Origin of the sequence: Ehrlichia chaffeensis str. Arkansas, from assembly GCF_000013145.1 — a bacterium.
GTDB lineage: Bacteria > Pseudomonadota > Alphaproteobacteria > Rickettsiales > Anaplasmataceae > Ehrlichia > Ehrlichia chaffeensis.
This window is the reverse complement of sequence record NC_007799.1, coordinates 569054-589200: the sequence shown is the minus strand read 5'-3', so window position 1 is coordinate 589200 and position 20147 is coordinate 569054. Positions and strand designations below refer to the sequence as shown.

The window sequence follows — 20147 nt, the reverse complement described above, 5'->3', positions numbered from 1 at the left end:
AATCGACTTTAATCTAGTTTTTTATAGTCGTGTACAAGAAACTCTAATGGCATAATTCCTGATATAGCCATTTTAATACTAGATAAAGAAAAGGTTACCAGTACTTTATAAGATTGAACATGTGATATTACACCATTTATCGCAATTTGTTTTTTAAAAGTAACAATGGCATTATTTGAAGAAGTAAAATCTTTTGATAAAAGCTTCACATTATGAATTGTTGTTTCAATTGATATTGCATTATATTTTGAATTATCAATATAATGATGGGAAGCTATCATTTCTTTAAATGCTAAATATATTTTTCTTGAAGAATTATTCTTTATGAAATTGAATTGACTATCCAAATCATTGTATAGATATGATTCATATTTTTTTACATACTGTGCAACAAGGTATTGTGATAACAATGTCTCTTCACTGTCTTCATTATTGGTACTCAACTTTTTTATTACAGAAAACTCATCTGTGTAATGATCTGTATATTTGGTAAAGGAAAAATTTGTTTTTAATGGAAAATATGAAAATATATCAAGTATTAGTATTAGTAATATAGAAGATAAAAAAAGTGATATTACAAACAACCAAGCTCTTTCAGTAATACATAATAAATAACGACCACAATACCAGTTTAATGCATCTTGAAAATATTGATTACTTCCAATATACCTATCGTCATTAGTTTGAGTATCATCCATAAAATTCTACATAATACATAATACAAACATATAAATAACACTACTGTAGAAGTAATGGTATTTAAATTTATCCATTATATCACACTAAATTTATAGTAATAGTACATAACAGTTAAAATACATATAATGCCCTATTACAATTTACAAATAACGATAACATGGTTAATTTATATAGTATGACAAATATTACTGAATAAATGATAATTGAGAAAATAGCTTCTAATTTCAATACACAAACATAAAAAATTAAGGTCTAAGTTAGCTGGAAATTAGTTATTGTTAATTCTTGTATAATTTATTTTTTGCATCGGAATTATTTCTACAACATTTTGTACTAATTTACTCCAATAACTAATTGGAAAAGTAACAGTACTTAATTGAGGATTAGCACTACTTTTACATATGTCTTTAAGATTTTTTTTGAAATTAGACATACTCATTTTACCTATACCGGAATATATTATTTCACCATAATCTTGTATATCACATATATGAACAATTATTCCTATAGGATTCCTTTCCTTTTCCATATTAATAATAATGGAAGTTTTATCTACAAATTGGCTGACTTGACATCCTTTAATTAAAACACAATGCCATACTTTAACACCCTCTTCTCTACCTTTCATAAAAAATATATAACTTGGTACAACTTGTTGTTCATAATAAAAAGGAATTGATTCGTCTTTTAGTAAAACAAACTTATTATCTGTTGTAATAATGCCAATACATATTGACCGATAGAACCATATATAATTTTTATGTGTAATAAGTTTATTCAAAAGCTTAGATTTATCAGCATCTACACCATCTATGTGAAATATCATTTTATTCTAATTATTAATTAATAATTAGACATTATATATAATATTTTAATAAATAAATATAAAAATTTAATAAATTTATCTTTATTTATAATAAAGTTTTACTATAAGCACAAATATAGAATAATTATTTTTTTTCTTGTATTATGTAAAAAATACATAAATATAAAACAGATATGATAATAGCTCTGATATGTGTCTTAGAAGGATTATTGATAGCTTTAATTGGTTATTCTATTGCATTAAAATGTAGAGTATCGAAATTTGATTATCAAGTCCTTAACATGCTTAAAAATGATTTAGAAAAGCAAGTGAAGAAGTTAGAATATGAAAATGATAACTTAAAAAACAAAAATGATGGATTTATTACTAAATTACAAAATATACAAAATAAGGTTGCAGAGTTAGAATTTGAAAAAAAGGCTTTAAATCATACACTTGACTTATATAAAAACGAATTCACAACAATTGATGAAAAATATAAGTTATATTTTGAAAATCTAGCAAATCGCATTTTCGATGAGAAAACAGATAAATTCAATAAAATATCTCAAGAAAGTTTAAGTAGAATATTAAATCCATTACAAGAACATATTAACTTATTTAAAAAGCAAGTTGATGATTCCTTTAGTATACATAATAAGGAACAGTTCTTATTAAAACAAGAAATTCAGAGGATTATACTTGCAAATGAAAAAATCACTTTGCAAGCTGAAAATTTAGCTGATGTTTTAAAGGGAAATGTTAAAATTCAAGGAAACTGGGGAGAAATGATATTAGAAAAAATATTAGAAAGTTCTGGTTTAAGGAAAAATCAAGATTATGTCTTGCATGGCACCGGTATGGATTTACAAGATAGTGAAGGTAACAAACAACAACCAGATGCTATTATTAATTTACCAGAAAACAAACATTTAATTATTGATTCGAAAATATCTTTAATTCACTATGAAAAATATTTTGCAACAAAATCAGAGGAATCAAAAAATGTCCTTCTCAAACAATTTATAACATCCATAAGGGTACACGTTAATGTACTATCAAATAAAAAATACCAAAATATAGAAAAATTAAAAACTCCAGATTTTGTATTAATGTTTATCCCTATAGAAGGCGCATATTCCCTTGCAATGCAAGAAGATATTATGCTACACAATTATGCATGGAATAAAAAAATAGTAATAGTATGTCCATCAACATTATTTGCAACTTTAAGAACAATCGAATCTGTTTGGAGGTTAGAACGTCAGAATCGTAATACTATGGAAATTGCACGTCAAGGTGGAGCATTATATGATAAGATAGTAGGATTTATATCTGATATGCAAAAACTTGGAAAACAAGTAAATATCCTGAATAATGTATACAATGATGCAATGAAAAAACTATCAGAAGGACATGGTAATATCCTATCACGTACTGAAAATTTAAAACATTTAGGCGTTAAAACTTCAAAAACAATACTAGAGAATACATAAAACTTGTTTAAACTCATACTGTTTTTTATTTTTTATAAGTAGTTATTACTTTACAAAAAAATTATTCATCAATTTCAACTAATATCCCAAGTGCTCTTTTATAAGTCATTAAAAGCATTTCATGCTCTTCTCTATCATCACTATTCATTTTTCTTAATTTTACTATTTGCCTCATTACCTTTGCATTAAATCCATTACTATTTGCTTCATTATATACTTTTCTAATATATTGACTTATTTCTTCTTTCTCAGATTCTAGCTTCTCAATTCTTTCTATATAACGTTTCAAATTTTCGATAACTACATTATTTTCATCTTTTGAACTAAGATTGGAAAGGGACATGCTATTTTCTCATTCTACCATATATAGCAGTATACCACAATTTACTTGAACATAAATAATTATTCAAAACCAAATTATAAAACGAATAGAACTTTAGTTTAGCAGCATTATACTAGTATAATGCTGTCTAAAGTAAATATAATATAGTTAAGCAAGGATATTCATAATTTCTATGAACAAACGAGTATAAACACAGGATAAATATTACTTCAATATAATATTTATTGAACAAAAAGATAAAAAACTTATATTAACTTTTTATTAAGAAAATATTTTTTTTCCAGATGCATTCCAGTTTTGTAAAAAATCTTCAAGACCTTTATTAGTAAGAGGATGCATAAACATTTGCTTAAAAATAGATGGAGGAATCGTAACTATATCAGCACCTATCTTTGCAGATTGTATAACATGCGTAATATTACGTACAGATGCTACAAGAATCTCAGTATTAAATGCATTATAATTAGAATAAACATCACGTATATCCTTAATTAATTGCATACCCGGTTGTCCAATATCATCTATTCTTCCTACAAAAGGAGATATAAAATAAGCACCAGCCTTTGCTGCTAAAATTGCCTGAGATACAGAAAAACAAAGAGTTACATTAACCTTTACATTATGTTCACAAGATAAAACTTTGCATGCAATTAATCCATCATAAGTCAAAGGAAGCTTCACTACAACGTTACCAGCAATTCTAGATATTTCCAACCCTTCTTTAATCATATCCTTGTAAGATGTAGATATCACTTCAATACTAACAGGACCTGTTATCAGTGAACAAATCTTTACAATCAAATCATAACATTCCAAATTTGATTTTGATAACAACAATGGATTAGTTGTAATACCATCTATCAAACCAGTAACACTAAACTCTTTTAGAAAATCTATATCTATGGTATCAAGGAATATTTTCATACTAACTGACTATTTGATTTATAAAATTCAATTGCATTTGTGCCATTTTAAGTAATGCTTTATCACTTATACAATGCAATATCTTCTCTATATCTTGTTTATATTTTTTAAGTATTACAGCATTAACATCACAAGCATTTATAAATTGATTCGCTAAGATTTTACAATTATACAAGTCAACCTTTAATATGGGGTTTAATATATAAAATAAACTAAGACCTGTATCAACTTTTAGTTTAATAATCCCAGAGCGCAGCTCTATAATGTATTTTTCATGTCCAGGTAATATTACAAATTCTCCATCTACAGTATATGAAGTAATAGACAGAACATTTGTTACCTCTAAAAAAGCATCTGGAGTAATAAATTCAACAGAGAGATACTTCATTAAACTTTACCTTCCTTTTGAAGTAATTCTGCTTTTTTTATGACATCATCTATACTACCAACCATATAAAATGCAGCTTCAGGCAAGTGATCATATTTACCTTCTACCAATCCTTTAAAACTTAAAACAGTATCTTCAAGAGATACAAATTTACCAGGAGCACCTGTAAACACTTCAGCAACATGAAAAGGTTGTGATAAAAACCTTTGAATTTTCCTTGCCCTTGCCACTATAAGCTTATCTTCCTCTGAAAGTTCATCCATACCAAGAATTGCAATAATATCTTGTAAAGACTTATATGTCTGTAATATACGTTGTACTTCCTTAGCAACGTCATAATGCTCTTTACCTACAACATCAGCAGATAAAGCTTGAGATGTTGAATCTAAAGGATCAACAGCTGGATATATCCCTAGCTCAGATATTTGTCTTGACAAAACAGTAGTTGAATCAAGATGTGCAAAAGAAGTAGCAGGAGCAGGATCTGTTAAATCATCTGCTGGTACATATATTGCTTGTACAGAGGTAATAGATCCACTATTAGTGGAAGTAATTCTTTCTTGCATTGCACCCATTTCTGCTGCCAATGTTGGCTGATAACCAACAGCAGAAGGTATTCTCCCTAACAAAGCTGAAATTTCTGATCCAGATTGAGTAAACCTGAAAATATTATCTACAAAAAATAGTACATCTTGATTTTCAGCATCCCTAAAATATTCAGCCATAGTTAAAGCTGATAATGCAACCCTTAACCTTGCTCCAGGAGGTTCATTCATTTGACCATATACTAAAACCGCCTGTGACTGATCCTTATTTTCTAAATTTATTACACCAGATTCTATCATCTCATGATAAAGATCATTCCCTTCACGTGTACGTTCCCCAACACCAGCAAAAACTGATACTCCTTTATGTGCTTTTGCAATATTATGTATTAATTCCATAATCAATACAGTTTTACCTACACCAGCACCACCAAACAATCCAACTTTTCCACCTTTAAGGTATGGAGCAAGTAAATCTATTACTTTAATACCAGTCACCAATATTTCAGTTGCAATTTTCTGATCAGTTAACTTAGGAATCTCTGAATATATTTGCTTAATAAAGTAACTTGATTCTTCTAACGGGCCACATTCATCTATTGTATTACCTAGTACATCAAAAACTCGTCCTAATGTGCCACGCCCTACAGGAACTGATATAGGAGCACCAGTATCAATAAATTTATCATTTCTAGACAAACCATCAGTGCCATCAAGTGCTATACACCTTACAATACTATCACTAATATGCTGAGACACTTCAAGAACTAATTTCTTACCATTATAAATTTCTTTACTTTCTAACGCATTAAGTATTTTTGGTATTTTACCACTAGCAAACTTTACATCTACGACTGCTGTCATAACACGAACTACTACTCCAACATCTTCGTTTAATTCATCAGCATGAATATTTGTGCTATTTTTACCTTTGCTACTCTTAACCCTACTCTTTGCTTTACTAGCTAAACCCGACATCTCATACCTTACAATAAAAAAACACCAAGGGAAAAACCCATTAACGATTACCCAAACTCACCAGTATTGTAATAAAATAAAAAAAACTTGCAACAACTAACAATTTATTTTTAAGTACCCCTAGCCGGACTTGAACCAGCATATCCTTTCGAATAGTAGATTTTGAGTCTACCGCGTCTACCATTCCGCCATAGGGGCTAAAAACATTAAATACCATATATAAATTTTGACTTTTAGTCAACGGTTTAGATTTAGTGAATATCACCTTGAAAACTAAATATTTATTATTAACATTAAAAATGTATTTAGAATTTATCTATATAACTGTATATACTTGGTATTGATAATTTTTTATATTATTTTGTGAATAATCTAAGGGCTATATTATTATGTACACACAGGAAAGTGGCCATGCTTTACACTACATATTAGATGAAAAAACCAGTAACTCTTTAACTGAAGCATTAGAAACACAAAATTACCTAGTTGTAGAAGAAATAATTAATAAATCAGATAATGTGCAGCTTGCATATTTCTTACTCACTTCAACATATCAACATCGTAAAGAATTTTTTAATAGTATAAATGATAACTTAATAAAAGATATTCTTATCCACCTTGTTCCAGACTTACGTCAAGAGATAATTAAAATCCTAGGAATAAAAAAGGTAGCATCTTTAATATCTCAGTTAAGCACAGAAGACATTGTTGTAATTATCGAAGATCTTGATAAGGAAAGTCAAATAAACATTTTAAATATATTACCAAAAAGCAACAAAATTCATGTTAATGAATTGCTATCCTATCCAGAAGAAAGTGCTGGTAGGTTAATGCATAAAGATATCATTATTGCTCCAGAATATTGGACTATAAATCAGTTATTAAATTTTTTAAAACAAAATAATAAACTAAATAAAGAATTTTATGAAATTTTCATCGTAGATCCTAAACTAAATCCTATAGGATACTTAAGGTTAGACAATATTATTTGCTCAAACAGTACCCAAATCATTAAAAATCTCATGAAAACTGATATAAAAATCATAAAATCACACACTACACAAGAAGAAGTTGCAGAAATTTTTAGAAAATATTCTTTATTATCAGCTCCAGTCATAAACAGAGATGGAAGAATTATAGGGTCAATAATAGTACATGATATATTAAATGTAATGCATCAAGAAGCTGAAAAAGATGTTTTACACTTAGGAATGGTATCAAATAATGACATGAGTTCTTCTCTTTCAAAAACCGTTATAAAAAGGTTACCATGGCTAATAATAAATCTACTTACATCTACAATTAGTTCAATGATCATAGGAATATTCAGTAATACTTTACAACATTTTATAGCACTATCAGTAATAATGCCAATTATTGCATCTATGAGTGGTAATGCAGGATTACAAGCCTTGACAGTGACAATCAGAGCTTTATCTACTAAACAACTTACTAATAGAAATGCTCACAGATTACTTTTTAAAGAATTATTTGTAGGATTCATTAATGGCTTAATATTAGCGATTGTGTCTTCGATAGCACTCATGTTAAGAGGACAACACGTTGATATTCAAGTATTAGCAGGAACTTCAATGATAATCACTTTTTCTATCGCAACATTCTTAGGTGCAGCTATACCAATGATATTAAATCTTTTTAAAATTGATCCTGCAATATCTTCTTCTATTATCATATGTGCTACAAGTGATACTTTATCTTTTTTAATCTTTTTAGGAATGGCAACTATATTTTTGTTATAAATTAAAAAATATTCTATTGCATATTACATAAAAATGTATATAATACTGAATTGTTGTGTGTTTTGCATGACAAATTTAACTTGGTGCAATGAATTATGGAGGATTGTAGTTTTATATGTATTATGCTAAGCCTCTAAGTACTAGCTTTAATATTTTTTTATATTCAAAGTATTGCAATACTGTGTATTATATTGACTCCTGTACTCAGTATAGTAAGTGTATTGCGGAAAGTGTTTGAAGTAGATGGTGGTAGCATGTCATTTTCCTGTCCACTACCATTTAGTATTTGACCTTTTCTGTTATTACTGTTCTGGAAAATATTAACTATTATAAAGGGGGCAATACTACATATTAGGCATATTACAGCGGACATTTTTATATTCTTTATATATTCTGCATCCTTGCTCTTACTCATGAAAAGCACAAGTGTTAAGACAAGAAAAGCAAAAAGCGCAATAAAAGTGCATAATGTACTTATTCTGATCAGTTGCTGGCATATTATTTTTTTCAATGGCAACTTTTGATTTATGGAAGGTTCATCTATATCCACTGTTTCTTTTGGTATCATGTGTCCTTATTAAATCATTAAAATAATTAGGCAATACGTCTACTTTAAAAAAGCAAAAGCCGCATTAGATTTATAAAATTAATGTTATTTAGAATTTAAGAAATAATTTATAAAATGTAAATAAAAATATAATAAAAATTACATTTTTTATCTATAAGAAAACAGGAAATATACATTTGACTTTTATTCAACAGTTGAGATTTAGTAAATATCACCTTTTAATGTTAAAATAAATTTGAAAACTAAATATTTATTATTAACATTAAAAATGTAATAAAAAGTGTGTATCATGAAAGTACACATATTTATGATCATCAGAATTAGATGGGCTATTTTGAAATTTACATAATATAAAATTACTTTCATTTGACTTAGGAGGCATAGATATTATGATTGCACCAGAGTTACCAATTTGGTAGTAAACCAAATTTTGTCTATCGTGAATCAAATTAAATTCCACATATTTTTCACGCTTAAATAACTGGTGTTCACGTTCTTCTGCAGTCCATGGTGTGTATTTATAAAATTAATGTCACATTATTATAATAAAAACAAAAAAGCATTTTTCATGAACACCACAACACTTTATTATACAAATATGTATTATAGAGCATGAATATCTGTCGCTTTCAGTAGTATATTCCCTGGACAAAATAGCAGAACATTAGGCACTTGTCGTATACCATCATCAATTTCTTTTAAATATTGAATATTTCTTTGATCTACAGAGTTATCCATAAACTCTTGAATTGCCGTATATAACTTTAATTTATAGGAATATGATACTTTTTCACTTTGATAAGTATCAATCAAACATTCCATACTATCTATTCTTTCCTTGCACATCAAGGATACTAATGCACTACTTGAACATTGTACTTTTTCTTTTACACTATCTTCCAAAATTTTCATCAAATCATCAAATATAATTCCATTATCTATAAATCTTCTCTTTATTAATCTTACATTGATTAAATCTTTAGGGTAATATATTGGCTGATCTAATAAATTTCGTATATTCTCATCTAACTCTTTCCTAAGATTTGCTTTTAATTCTGAAACTAACACTTCTTGCCTATATATCTTAACATTTAACTCCATAACCATATCTTGCTCTATACTAAAACCTACTTCAATTACAGAATAAATTAAAAATTTAATATATAATAAAAAGTGAGTGGTATATGAATCTAACCCCAACATTTTTTTACAGTGCTCACTGTGTAACAGTATATTTGATATGGAATCAACCAAATCTTTATCTTCTAAAAACATACTTTTCATATTTTTGCATATTTCTTGAAATTTTTGTATAGCACCAAATGTTATTATTTTCCTTTCTTGCTGTAATAAGCTTTGCAAGTCGTCAAGATCATTTGCTATTTTAAAATATAATGTCATTTCTTGCTCTACCCTTTGACAGCTTTTACATCCACAGGTAGATTTTTCATATTCATGTAAAGGTGGTAAGATACTTTTCACAGTATTTATCATATACTCTACAAATTTACGCAATTCACCCTCTAATTGATCAAGTTCTATATATCGACTTTTAGAAATATATGTTTTTAAATAATCAGTAACTTCATATAGTGTATTTAGTGTCGTCATATCTTGTAAAGTTTTATGCAGCCTTTCTCCCGTAAAGGGTAAAGTAAATGATGAAAACTTTAGCAATTGATCAGCCAGCTGTTTAAGGTTATTTGGTTCTTCTTTTAATATTGATATATAACTTTCTAATCGCCCCAATTTACTCACATCTTGACGTTCTTGATGCATAAAACTACTCACAACTTCTGATGAAGAAAAACTGTTACCTAAAGATTTCAGCTTATTATTTACTAATTCTACAAAAGAACTCTTATCCTCTTCCTCAACATCTACAATTTCTAGCACTGACTCTATAGCTTCTTTATATAAGCTATTAAACTCTTCCTGCAAGTATTTTGCTACATCCAAAAAACTGTATAAATCATCAAGTACACTTAATTGATCTTTAATATTTACCTGTTGACCAATACTAACTAATTCTTCAATTAATTCAGACTGTTCACCACCTAATGGTAATTTTTCAGTTTGCTTTGCTTTTAATTCACTTGATAATCTAGAAATGTTTCTTAGATTTTCAAGTATATATTTCGTATAATTCTCTTTATCACCTGTACAATCTATACCCCTTTCTAATTTAGCTAACGAATCATCAAATATTTCCATACAATATAGAAATTCTGGTATATCATCTTTATGATCAATCCTATTTAATAATCCAGACACTAACTCGACAAATTCTTTGAATTCACCATCTTTTTCTATTATTAACAGCATTTGCCGATTAACTTGACAAATTAGATCATCAATTTCTTTTTTCAAGTTTACTAATTCACCATCTAGCTCTTCATTTTGCACAAGCGCTATCTTTAATCTATCTAAAATAGGAAGCAATGATTCTTTCTTGTTTTTAATTTCCTTCTTTAAGTTAAATAAATTTAATAATTTATCGTGTATTAAAAAATTCTGTTGTAAATATTCTAAATAATTTTTTATAATTTCTCCCTTTTGCACTGAAATATTATCATTGTTATACAAGACATTCACTGCTCCCCTTATCCAATCTATAATATAATCAATATCATTTACATATTCACCAAATATCAACTGTCTAGTTTCATTAGATAATAATGTTAATGTCCCCTTTAACTTTTCTAACTTACTAATAAAATGAACTCCCATTCGTCCCTCATTAAATAGATGCTGTACAACAATCGGGGACACTAATATTTCATCTCTCTTATCTATAAAAGTAAATAAAGATTTACTAATAGCTTGAACTTTTCCATCTAATTGGTTCAGTTTCTCGCTTTTAAGCATACTAAACTCCACTTTTTTCATAGATAGTAATTTCAAAAGTTCTATTGGTTCTTTTTGTTGACTTAGTTCAGCTAAAAAACTACTCTTCTCATCTTCTGAAATATCCAATAAATGTAAATAAGATGATCCATCTCTGACTCCTAACACTGCCTCCATTAATTCTTGTAATCTAGTCACCATATATTGAAAAGCGCTATATTGACTTTCCAATTTTAATAACTTCTCAAATAAAATATGAACATGTTCCACATTTTTAAATGCAACTAACCACTGCGCATTTAATGTTTGTACTTTAGATAATTTCAATGATGCTTCTTCAAGATTACAGTAATTTTCTTCTAAATATTGATATCTCGTATATAAAATATCAAATATTTTTTGTAAACTCGCTGACTTTGTATTTAGTAAATGTTCACAATACACTACTTCATCTTTTGCTACGCTCTGATTAGAAAATACCGTTTGTATACCTTGTAAAAAATCTGAATAATATTTTATAATAATATCTAATGATTTTAATAAAAAATTCTCTTCAAGATCAGGAGGCATTTTACCATTAGTACATTGGATTGCATCTTGAACACATTGTAATAATTCTATTTGATCTTCCTCTTCCCTAAACAATCGTTTAGATAGATATGTAATTTGTGTTTCCACATCTTCTAAATTTAAAGGCTGACCTTCAAATTGCAAATTTAAAGGACTACTTTTCAAATCTAAATCTAATAATGCTTGTATTTGAGAAATATCCTGAGATAGCATAGGCGAATATGCTAACAAACCATCTTTTACTTCATCAAACCTTGATTGAAGATAACACATCATCTGCCTTATCTTCCCTTTAGGACCATCTTCTAAACTTAAATTATATTTTTTATCAATCAAACTTTTTAATTCTTCTTCTGCTTCAATGACATCAATAATCTTCCTACCTAATAATGTTTCTGGCAATTCTGATTGTACGTTATTAAGGGTTTCCATCCTATCTTTTCCAAAAAAATTCAACTCCCTAACTATTTTTTGCATAATTGGGTTACTACCCTCTATAATTTTATCTATCTCACCTTTTGGTAATTGCGTATTTAGTGTATTTTCAAGTTGACTTATCGTACTTTCTATACCCCTACTTTTAAAAGAAGAAACCGTATCTGAATATTCTCTATCTGCAAGAGATGTCAACAAATGTTTACCTTCTTGTAAAGCAATAGCTAATGTATCACGCTGTCTATAATATGATCTAGTACTGTTTATCCAATAGTCAATATGGTTATATGTATATGTGTCACATTTTAATCTATTAGATAAAGATATTTCAATTTGTAAAGCCATCTTACAATCAAAATTATATAACCTTTGGCAATACTCAACAAATAACGTATTATCATCTGCATCTAATTTCCCCATCGCAGTCAATAAAGTACCTGCTGATTTAAAAATGCATGTTATAGGTGGTGAAGAAGTAATATATATCATAGCAGAACTCACACGAGGTGAAAGTTCATCAAAATCTACACTATCACCAACCTCAAATTCATGTAAATAACAACAAAAACAATAATGTGAATATCTTTCATGTTTAATATGCTCTATAAAATTATCTTGTATATGTTTTAAACTTGTATCATACTCCCAACCTTGTAGTTGAAATTTATCTCCTAAACTATTTGATAGTTCTATTATTTCCACTTGTCTCCTTTGCAGAGCTTCCAAATGTTCTATTTCTCTATCATATTTTTCTAAAATTGATTGACTGTGCTGCGTAGACTCTGCAAAGTCAACAGAAATATCTTCTAATGCTAATTTCTTTAACTCTAATAATCGCATTATAGATCGTTCAAAATCCTCATTCAATCCAATCTGTTGTACCTCTACTTTTTCCTTATGCTCTTCTGTAAATAAATCTACTAATAATTTATTCTTAAATTCAAGGTGATCAGATAAATATTTAGATCCAAAAACCAGAATAATAGATAGTAATGATAAAGCAAGAATTCCAGTTACTAGATGACCAATAACGCTCTCCTTTTTCAAAAATACTCTAATCAAATGTACTATTAAAAGCACCAATAACATAAAAAATGCAATACAAGCAACAATTGAATAATATTTAGATAATGTTTTATTAAAGTTTAACATCTTTAAGTTGTATTTTAATATATTAATTTTGATGCTAACACCTATTATTTTATTAATCAAGAATAAATATTAAGATTTTTATAATAAAAAGTTGATTATTATTAAAAAAGAAAAATAATATATGTGTGTTTATAATATATTTACTAGTATTTTAACTATATTATGATAGACATTTATCAATTAATATTATTATATCTAAAAGATATATAATTGATCATTAATATTTATAAAAATAGCACTTATAAAATAAAGTTCATTGATATAGATAATACATTACTTTTAATATATATTTTATATTTAAGCAATATCTTTAATATATTAAATTTATGCTTCTGCACAACAAAAATCATACACTAACTTATTAGTATCAGCATCAAGTTTGATTTTTACATTTCCACCATTAAATAATTTACCAAATAATATCTCTTCTGCTAAATACTTCTTAACTTTTTTAGAAATAATATTTTCTATATTTCTTACACCATAAGCATCATTATAACCAGACTGAGCTAAATACATTAACACATCATCAGCTACATCTATATGCACATTTTTCTTTGCTAATTGCTCTTTAAGCTGATAAATAAACTTTTTAACTATACGTAACATCACTTCTTGATCTAAAGATGAAAATGAAATTATAGCATCCAACCTATTGCGAAATTCTGGACTAAAGATCCTTTCAATTGCTTTTTCATTATCTCCATGAGTAAAACTTTTATTTCTAATAAATCCTATAGAACTTTTACTTAACTCAAAAGCACCAGCATTAGTTGTTAATATAATTACTACATTATGAAAATTAACCTTTTTACCATAAGTATCAGTAACACACCCATAATCCATTATCTGTAGTAATATATTATATATATCACTGTGAGCCTTTTCTATTTCATCAAGTAACAATACACTATACTGATGTCTTGAAATAGAATCAGTTAATAATCCTCCTTGATCATATCCTACATAACCTGGAGGAGACCCTATAATTTTAGAAATTGCATGAGATTCCATATATTCAGACATATCAAATCTTATTAATTTCATACCCATATGATTTGCTAACTGCCTCGCCAATTCAGTCTTACCTACTCCAGTTGGCCCAGAAAATAAATAACTTGCTAAAGGTTTGTTATAATTTCTAAGCCCTGCTTTGGCAATTTTAATCGAATCTACAAGATGAGAAATTGCAAAATCTTGACCAAATATATCTTTTTTTAGATTTTCTTCTAAATTTTTTACTCTATCCAAATCATTAAACAACAAGTTACTACATGGTATTTCAGTAATCCTAGAAATTATATGCTCAATATCACTTCCAGTAATAACTTTATTACCAGTGTTATGCAATTTACAATATACACCTGCTTCATCTATAACATCTACAGCTTTATCTGGAAGCATTTTTCCTGAAATATACCTGTCCGATAATTCTGCAGCATATTTAATTGCTTGATTAGTATACCTAACTTGATGATGTGATTCATAATAAGATTTTATTCCATCTAATATCCTTAATGTTTCACCAACTGATGACTCCTCAACATTAATTTTTTGATATCTTCTAGCTAGTGCTCTATCCTTTTCAAAATTATTATTATATTCTTTATAAGTAGTAGCACCTATACATCTTAATGTCCCTCTAGCTAAAGCAGGCTTTAATAAATTACTTGCATCAAGAGATCCACCACTAGTAGATCCAGCCCCAACAATCGTATGAATTTCATCAATAAACAATATTGCATTTTCCTTTGCTTCTATTGCCTTAATAACAGATTTTATTCTCTCTTCAAAATCTCCACGATAGCGTGTTCCAGCTAATAATGCACCCATATCTAAAGAATATATTACCATTTTTTTTAACTGATCTGGTACATCACCTTCTATAATTTTTAATGCTAATCCTTCAACAATCGCAGTTTTTCCAACTCCAGGATCACCAACGTATAATGGGTTATTTTTCCTTCTCCTTAATAGAACCTCCATTGTTCTCTCTAATTCATATGCTCTTCCTATTACATAATCTATTTTTCCTTTTTTTGCTGCTTCATTTAAATTAACACAATAGCTATCTAGAGTTTCATTATCCTTCAATATATCTTTATTTACGTTACCTATCGATTTTCCATACTCGTTATATTTTACAAATTCCTGATCTACATTAAACTCACCAGCATATAAATTATTATTAGAAGTATAATTTACAACATCTATGTATTTTATATTTTGTTCATGTAAAAAACATGCACTATAAGAATCCTTTTCTGATAAAATTTCAGCAAGAATATTTGCACCTGTTACCTCACTCTTACCAGAAGTATGAGCATGTATAATAGCTCTATGTATTAAGCGTTCAAAAATAGCAGTAGGCTTAACTTCTGAAATACCCTTATCAATTAAAGTAGGTATTTCATATCTCAGAAAATTTATAATTGTAATTTTCAGTTTATCAATTGATACACGAAAAGCATAAAAAACACGCCTTGCATCTATATCATCAGTTAAAGCTAATAAAAGATGTTCCAAAGTAGCATACTCATGATGAAAATCAAATGCAATTGACAGTGCCTTGTGTAAACTAGCTTCTAGATTCTTTGATAACACTGACATCTCCAATTTCATAATTTAAAAAACTCTACCACCTAAGAATTAAAAATAAGTTGAAAATAAAAATATAAGCATTACAGGATCAATAATATTCAATACATTTTTAATATTATATGCATTAAATAACATATAATATATACAACATTAACATCCTATAAAGCATCAGATATGGAAAGTTATATAACTCAATTTTTTACATTATTGATATTAGAAATAATTTTAGGAGTAGATAATATAATTTTTATCTCACTTGCTGTCACAAAAATATTACCTGAACTACGTAATAAAGCAAAATATATAGGGTTATCATTAGCATTAATAATGCGTATTGCTGTATTATATGGAGCATCAGCTATACTAGCTATGAATAATCCTATTATTTCATTATTTCAACTTGATATTTCTCCTAATAATTTATTTATGGTATTTGGAGGAATATTTTTAATTTATCAAAGCTTATCTGAAATATGGAACGATATTTTTAAGAAAAATGGTAAAATTCATAACTTAAAATCAAATTTTTATTATGTAATACTACAAATAATAATAGTAGACTTAATATTCTCTATAGATTCAATACTAACTGCCATAGGAATTACACATAACATTCTTATTATTCAAATAGTATTTGTTGTTTCTATCATATCTACAATTTTGTTTTCACATTACATCATAAAAGCAATTACCACATATAGTAATATTAAAACTATAGCCATTATGTTTGTATTAGTATTAGGCATACTCTTAACACTAAATGGAATACACATTAAAGTATCACACAACTACCTATACTTTACGTTTGCTTTTTCTATAATTACTGAAGGGATAAATATAATAAGAAAAAAAGTAAAATAATAAATATAATAGTATTCTTTAATATTCTAATACATTGCTTTTAATACCTGCAGCAGCAGAATGCATTACTTAGATTCTAGTATTTGATTTACTCTAACAAAATATTAAAACAATAATCTCGTCGCTAAAAACATATCTAGGCATATACCTAAGATCTACTTAAGAGTCTGCTTTTTCTATAATTACTGAAGGAATAAATATAATAGGAAAAAAAAGTAAAACAATGAATATAATAGTATTCTTTTTTACTATATTCTAATATATTGCTTTTAATACCTGCAGCAGCAGAATGCATTACTTAGATTCTAGTATTTGATTTACTCTAACCAAATTATCAAAACAATAATCTAGCTTAAAATATAATCTAGGTATATACCTAAGATCTACGTAAGAAAATATTGCTTTTCTAATAAAATAAGAAGAGTCATTTAATTCTTTTATAAGCGCTTCTTTATCTGAACATTCTTGAGAAATTATAACAAAAACAGTAGCATCTCTTATATCACTACTCACTTCTACTTTAGATATAGTTATATGACTATTAAACAAACAAATATCTTGCATTAATACTCTAGATATCGCCCTATTCAATACTGAAGCAACTTTTAAATTCCTAAAACTTTCAGATTTATAAATCATTTAATAACTCTAATTTCTTCTACTATCTCTAATATATGAATTATATCACTTTCTGGATATATTTCTTTTGAATAATCTAACAAAATACCACATTCAAACCCAGCAGCGACTTCTTTTACATCATCTTTAAAACGACGTAAAACCTTAATTTTCCCTTCATGAATAACATTATTATTACGAATCAATTTTACTAAAGCACCTTTCCTAACTATTCCATTTGTCACATAACATCCAAGTACACTTCCTATACTTCCAGAAGAAAACACTTTTCTTATAGATAAAGTACCAACTTGCACTTCTTGCTGTAATGGTTTTAACATACTACTTAATATCTTTTTTACATCATCAATTATATCGTATATAACTGAATAATGCTTTATTTCAATACACTTCTGCTTTGCCAATTCTTTTACTGAAGCATCTGTTTTGACATTAAAAGCTAAAATTATAGAATTCGATGTTTCAGCCAATAACACATCTGACTTTGTAACGTTCCCTACACCCTTATATAAAACATTCAACTTTATATCCTCATGAGTTATTTTACTGATTGAATAACATATTGCTTCAACAGACCCCATAACATCACACTTCAAAATCACATTTAACTCATCAACCACACCACAAGCTAATATGCTATTAGCATCCATTTTTGGTTTTGCATTTGCTTCTAATTCTGCATTAAATAACTCTTGTCTATAACTAATCAACTCACGTGCCTGCTTTTCAGAATCCACAACAATAAAATTAGTTCCAGAGTTAGGTACATTATTTAACCCTAACACTTTTACTGGCATTGACGGAATAGCAACTTTTTCACTTCTTCCATCACTATTAAACATATTACGCACTTTACCATATGAATTATGACCAACAACAATAATATCACCAGCTTTTAATGTCCCTTTTTGTACTATTAAAGTTGCTACCACCCCACAATTTCTATCAACTTTTGATTCAATTACTACTCCAGATGCTCTAGTATCATAAACAGCTTTCAACTCTAATAACTCTGCCATTAATAATATACTTGACTTCAATTGATCTAAATTTATCCTTTCCTTAGCAGATACAGGAACTACAATAACATCCCCACCTAAACTCTCTGCAACTACTCCATGATTAAGCAAACTATTAGTAATTTTATCAATATTAGCATCATGCTTATCAATTTTATTAACTGCAACTATCATCGCTACATTAGCTGCTTTTACATGATTAATTGATTCAATAGTTTGAGGCATAATACCATCATCAGCAGCAACAACTAATACTACTATATCAGTAACATTGGTACCACATGCTCTCATAGCAGTAAACGCCTCATGACCTGGTGTATCAATAAAAGTAATTCTCTTATCGCCATCAAGCATTATTTGATATGCACCTATATGTTGTGTAATGCCTTTAAATTCCCCATCTGCAACATTTGATTTGCGTATAGCATCAAGTAATGAAGTTTTTCCATGGTCTACATGCCCCATAACAGTTACAACTGGTGCTCTAGGAAGTAATTCCTTATCATTACCATCAGCATATAAATCTTCTTCTAATTTACCATCATTCACTAATTTAAAAGTATGATTAAAAGCTTCTACAATAACAGAAGCATGATCTGAATCTAAAAAATCTGTTGGCTTAATATCACGTCTCCCCATTTGAAATAACATATGTTGTACATCTTTTACTCGTTCAGACATACTACTCGCTAACTCCTGTACAGTAATCTTCTTAGGTATAAGAACCTTGCGAGTAATTTTATTCTTTACAGAACTAGTAGAACGATTCTTCCTACTTTTATGTGTTTGAATAACCTGCTTATTATTATCTTCTAATTCCTCTTCTATTACTAATTTTACATGCTTACTATACATATTATTAGAAACCCCTTTCTTAGGATTTCCTTTCTTTTCTTCATGCTCTTTTTCATACTTTTTAAGTTTTTTCTCTTCAATGCCTTTAGGCTGCAATATATCACTTATATTACTGCTTTCAACTTGGTTATCTACCTGACTCTCTTCTTGTACATTTTCAACAACATTCAAAGATACAGTATCAGTATTATCATGAGCCTCTTCAACTACCTGCTCTTCAACTTTTTTACTACTCTCTTCCTCAAGAGTAACATCATCACTTTCACTTTTTTCAACAGATGTTGACTCTGTTACTTGAAGATTAACATCACTTGTATCTTCTTTGATATCTTCCTTTTTTTCACATATATTAGCATTCTGTAGAGCATTCATACGAGAAATTTGCTCTTGTATAGTTAAGGAATTATTACTTTCATTATCCTGGTAAGCATTATCATTTTGCAATACTACAGAAGCTTGTTCAATATTATTAATATCTTTCCTTTTTTTACTTTTACGAACTTCTACAGTGGTCACAGACTTCTTTAAAGAAAACTTTGTACCTTGATGTATATTTGAAGACAGTTTTAACTTATCACTAAGCTTGAGTGTTGTACGTTCAATTTTACCTGACATCAACCCACTATCTACAACACTTTTAGACTCATTCATAGACAACTACC

The 20147-nt window shown here is 28.0% G+C and carries 15 protein-coding genes and 1 tRNA gene; 3 read left to right on the top strand and 13 right to left on the bottom strand.

Features of this window, described 5'->3' with window-relative positions:
- Positions 1–8: 8 nt before the first annotated feature.
- Positions 9–698 carry a type IV secretion system protein gene (locus tag ECH_RS02440; protein WP_011452690.1) on the bottom strand — a complete coding sequence of 230 codons (690 nt, stop codon included), beginning with the start codon at positions 696–698 and terminating at the stop codon, positions 9–11.
- Between the two features lie 269 nt (positions 699–967).
- A complete protein-coding gene (locus ECH_RS02435) occupies positions 968–1525 on the bottom strand; it encodes a hypothetical protein (protein WP_011452689.1) in 558 nt (185 codons plus the stop codon).
- 173 nt (positions 1526–1698) lie between these two features.
- On the opposite strand from ECH_RS02435, the gene ECH_RS02430 reads away from it, so the two are divergent.
- Positions 1699–3000 carry a DNA recombination protein RmuC gene (locus tag ECH_RS02430; RefSeq protein ID WP_006011423.1) on the top strand — a complete coding sequence of 434 codons (1302 nt, stop codon included), beginning with the start codon at positions 1699–1701 and terminating at the stop codon, positions 2998–3000.
- A gap of 61 nt (positions 3001–3061) precedes the next feature.
- Here ECH_RS02430 and ECH_RS02425 read toward each other — a convergent pair whose 3' ends face one another.
- The 5 genes from ECH_RS02425 to ECH_RS02405 form a co-directional block, all read right to left on the bottom strand.
- Positions 3062–3343, bottom strand: coding sequence for a DUF2312 domain-containing protein (locus ECH_RS02425; RefSeq protein WP_006011421.1), 282 nt, complete (start codon positions 3341–3343; stop codon positions 3062–3064).
- Positions 3344–3604: 261 nt separating this feature from the next.
- Positions 3605–4267 carry a transaldolase family protein gene (locus ECH_RS02420; RefSeq protein ID WP_006011420.1) on the bottom strand — a complete coding sequence of 221 codons (663 nt, stop codon included), beginning with the start codon at positions 4265–4267 and terminating at the stop codon, positions 3605–3607.
- A 1-nt stretch (position 4268) separates the two neighbouring features.
- The gene (locus ECH_RS02415; protein WP_006011418.1) at positions 4269–4655 is read right to left on the bottom strand and encodes a F0F1 ATP synthase subunit epsilon; all 387 of its coding nucleotides are present in this window, start codon (positions 4653–4655) and stop codon (positions 4269–4271) included.
- Positions 4655–6064 carry a F0F1 ATP synthase subunit beta gene (gene atpD / locus ECH_RS02410; protein ID WP_044161102.1) on the bottom strand — a complete coding sequence of 470 codons (1410 nt, stop codon included), beginning with the start codon at positions 6062–6064 and terminating at the stop codon, positions 4655–4657. The genes ECH_RS02415 and atpD overlap by 1 nt, the downstream gene beginning before the upstream one ends.
- A 229-nt stretch (positions 6065–6293) precedes the next feature.
- A tRNA-Leu gene (locus tag ECH_RS02405) sits at positions 6294–6376 on the bottom strand.
- A 191-nt stretch (positions 6377–6567) separates the two neighbouring features.
- Here ECH_RS02405 and mgtE point away from each other — a divergent pair.
- Positions 6568–7938 carry a magnesium transporter gene (gene mgtE / locus ECH_RS02400; protein WP_011452686.1) on the top strand — a complete coding sequence of 457 codons (1371 nt, stop codon included), beginning with the start codon at positions 6568–6570 and terminating at the stop codon, positions 7936–7938.
- A 163-nt stretch (positions 7939–8101) separates the two neighbouring features.
- Here the strand turns inward: mgtE and ECH_RS02395 are convergent, their stop codons facing one another.
- The 4 genes from ECH_RS02395 to clpA all read right to left on the bottom strand — a co-directional run bounded on the left by ECH_RS02395 (position 8102) and on the right by clpA (position 16114).
- Positions 8102–8506, bottom strand: coding sequence for a hypothetical protein (locus ECH_RS02395; RefSeq protein ID WP_011452685.1), 405 nt, complete (start codon positions 8504–8506; stop codon positions 8102–8104).
- 262 nt (positions 8507–8768) lie between these two features.
- Positions 8769–8966 (bottom strand): hypothetical protein, encoded by a 198-nt coding sequence (locus tag ECH_RS02390; RefSeq protein WP_080692345.1) that lies wholly within the window; start codon positions 8964–8966, stop codon positions 8769–8771.
- A 143-nt stretch (positions 8967–9109) separates the two neighbouring features.
- Complete coding sequence (locus ECH_RS02385) at positions 9110–13510, bottom strand: hypothetical protein (RefSeq protein ID WP_011452683.1); 4401 nt, start codon at positions 13508–13510, stop codon at positions 9110–9112.
- A gap of 324 nt (positions 13511–13834) precedes the next feature.
- Positions 13835–16114: an ATP-dependent Clp protease ATP-binding subunit ClpA gene (gene clpA / locus ECH_RS02380; RefSeq protein WP_043881629.1), complete on the bottom strand. Its 2280-nt coding sequence runs from the start codon at positions 16112–16114 to the stop codon at positions 13835–13837.
- Between the two features lie 171 nt (positions 16115–16285).
- Here clpA and ECH_RS02375 point away from each other — a divergent pair, with 171 nt between their 5' ends.
- Positions 16286–16972, top strand: coding sequence for a TerC family protein (locus ECH_RS02375; RefSeq protein WP_011452682.1), 687 nt, complete (start codon positions 16286–16288; stop codon positions 16970–16972).
- A gap of 294 nt (positions 16973–17266) precedes the next feature.
- Here ECH_RS02375 and rbfA read toward each other — a convergent pair whose 3' ends face one another.
- Positions 17267–17611 carry a 30S ribosome-binding factor RbfA gene (gene rbfA, locus ECH_RS02370; protein ID WP_006010790.1) on the bottom strand — a complete coding sequence of 115 codons (345 nt, stop codon included), beginning with the start codon at positions 17609–17611 and terminating at the stop codon, positions 17267–17269.
- Positions 17608–20136: a translation initiation factor IF-2 gene (infB, locus tag ECH_RS02365; protein WP_044148381.1), complete on the bottom strand. Its 2529-nt coding sequence runs from the start codon at positions 20134–20136 to the stop codon at positions 17608–17610. Before infB ends, rbfA begins: the two co-directional genes overlap by 4 nt.
- Between the last annotated feature and the right edge of the window lie 11 nt (positions 20137–20147).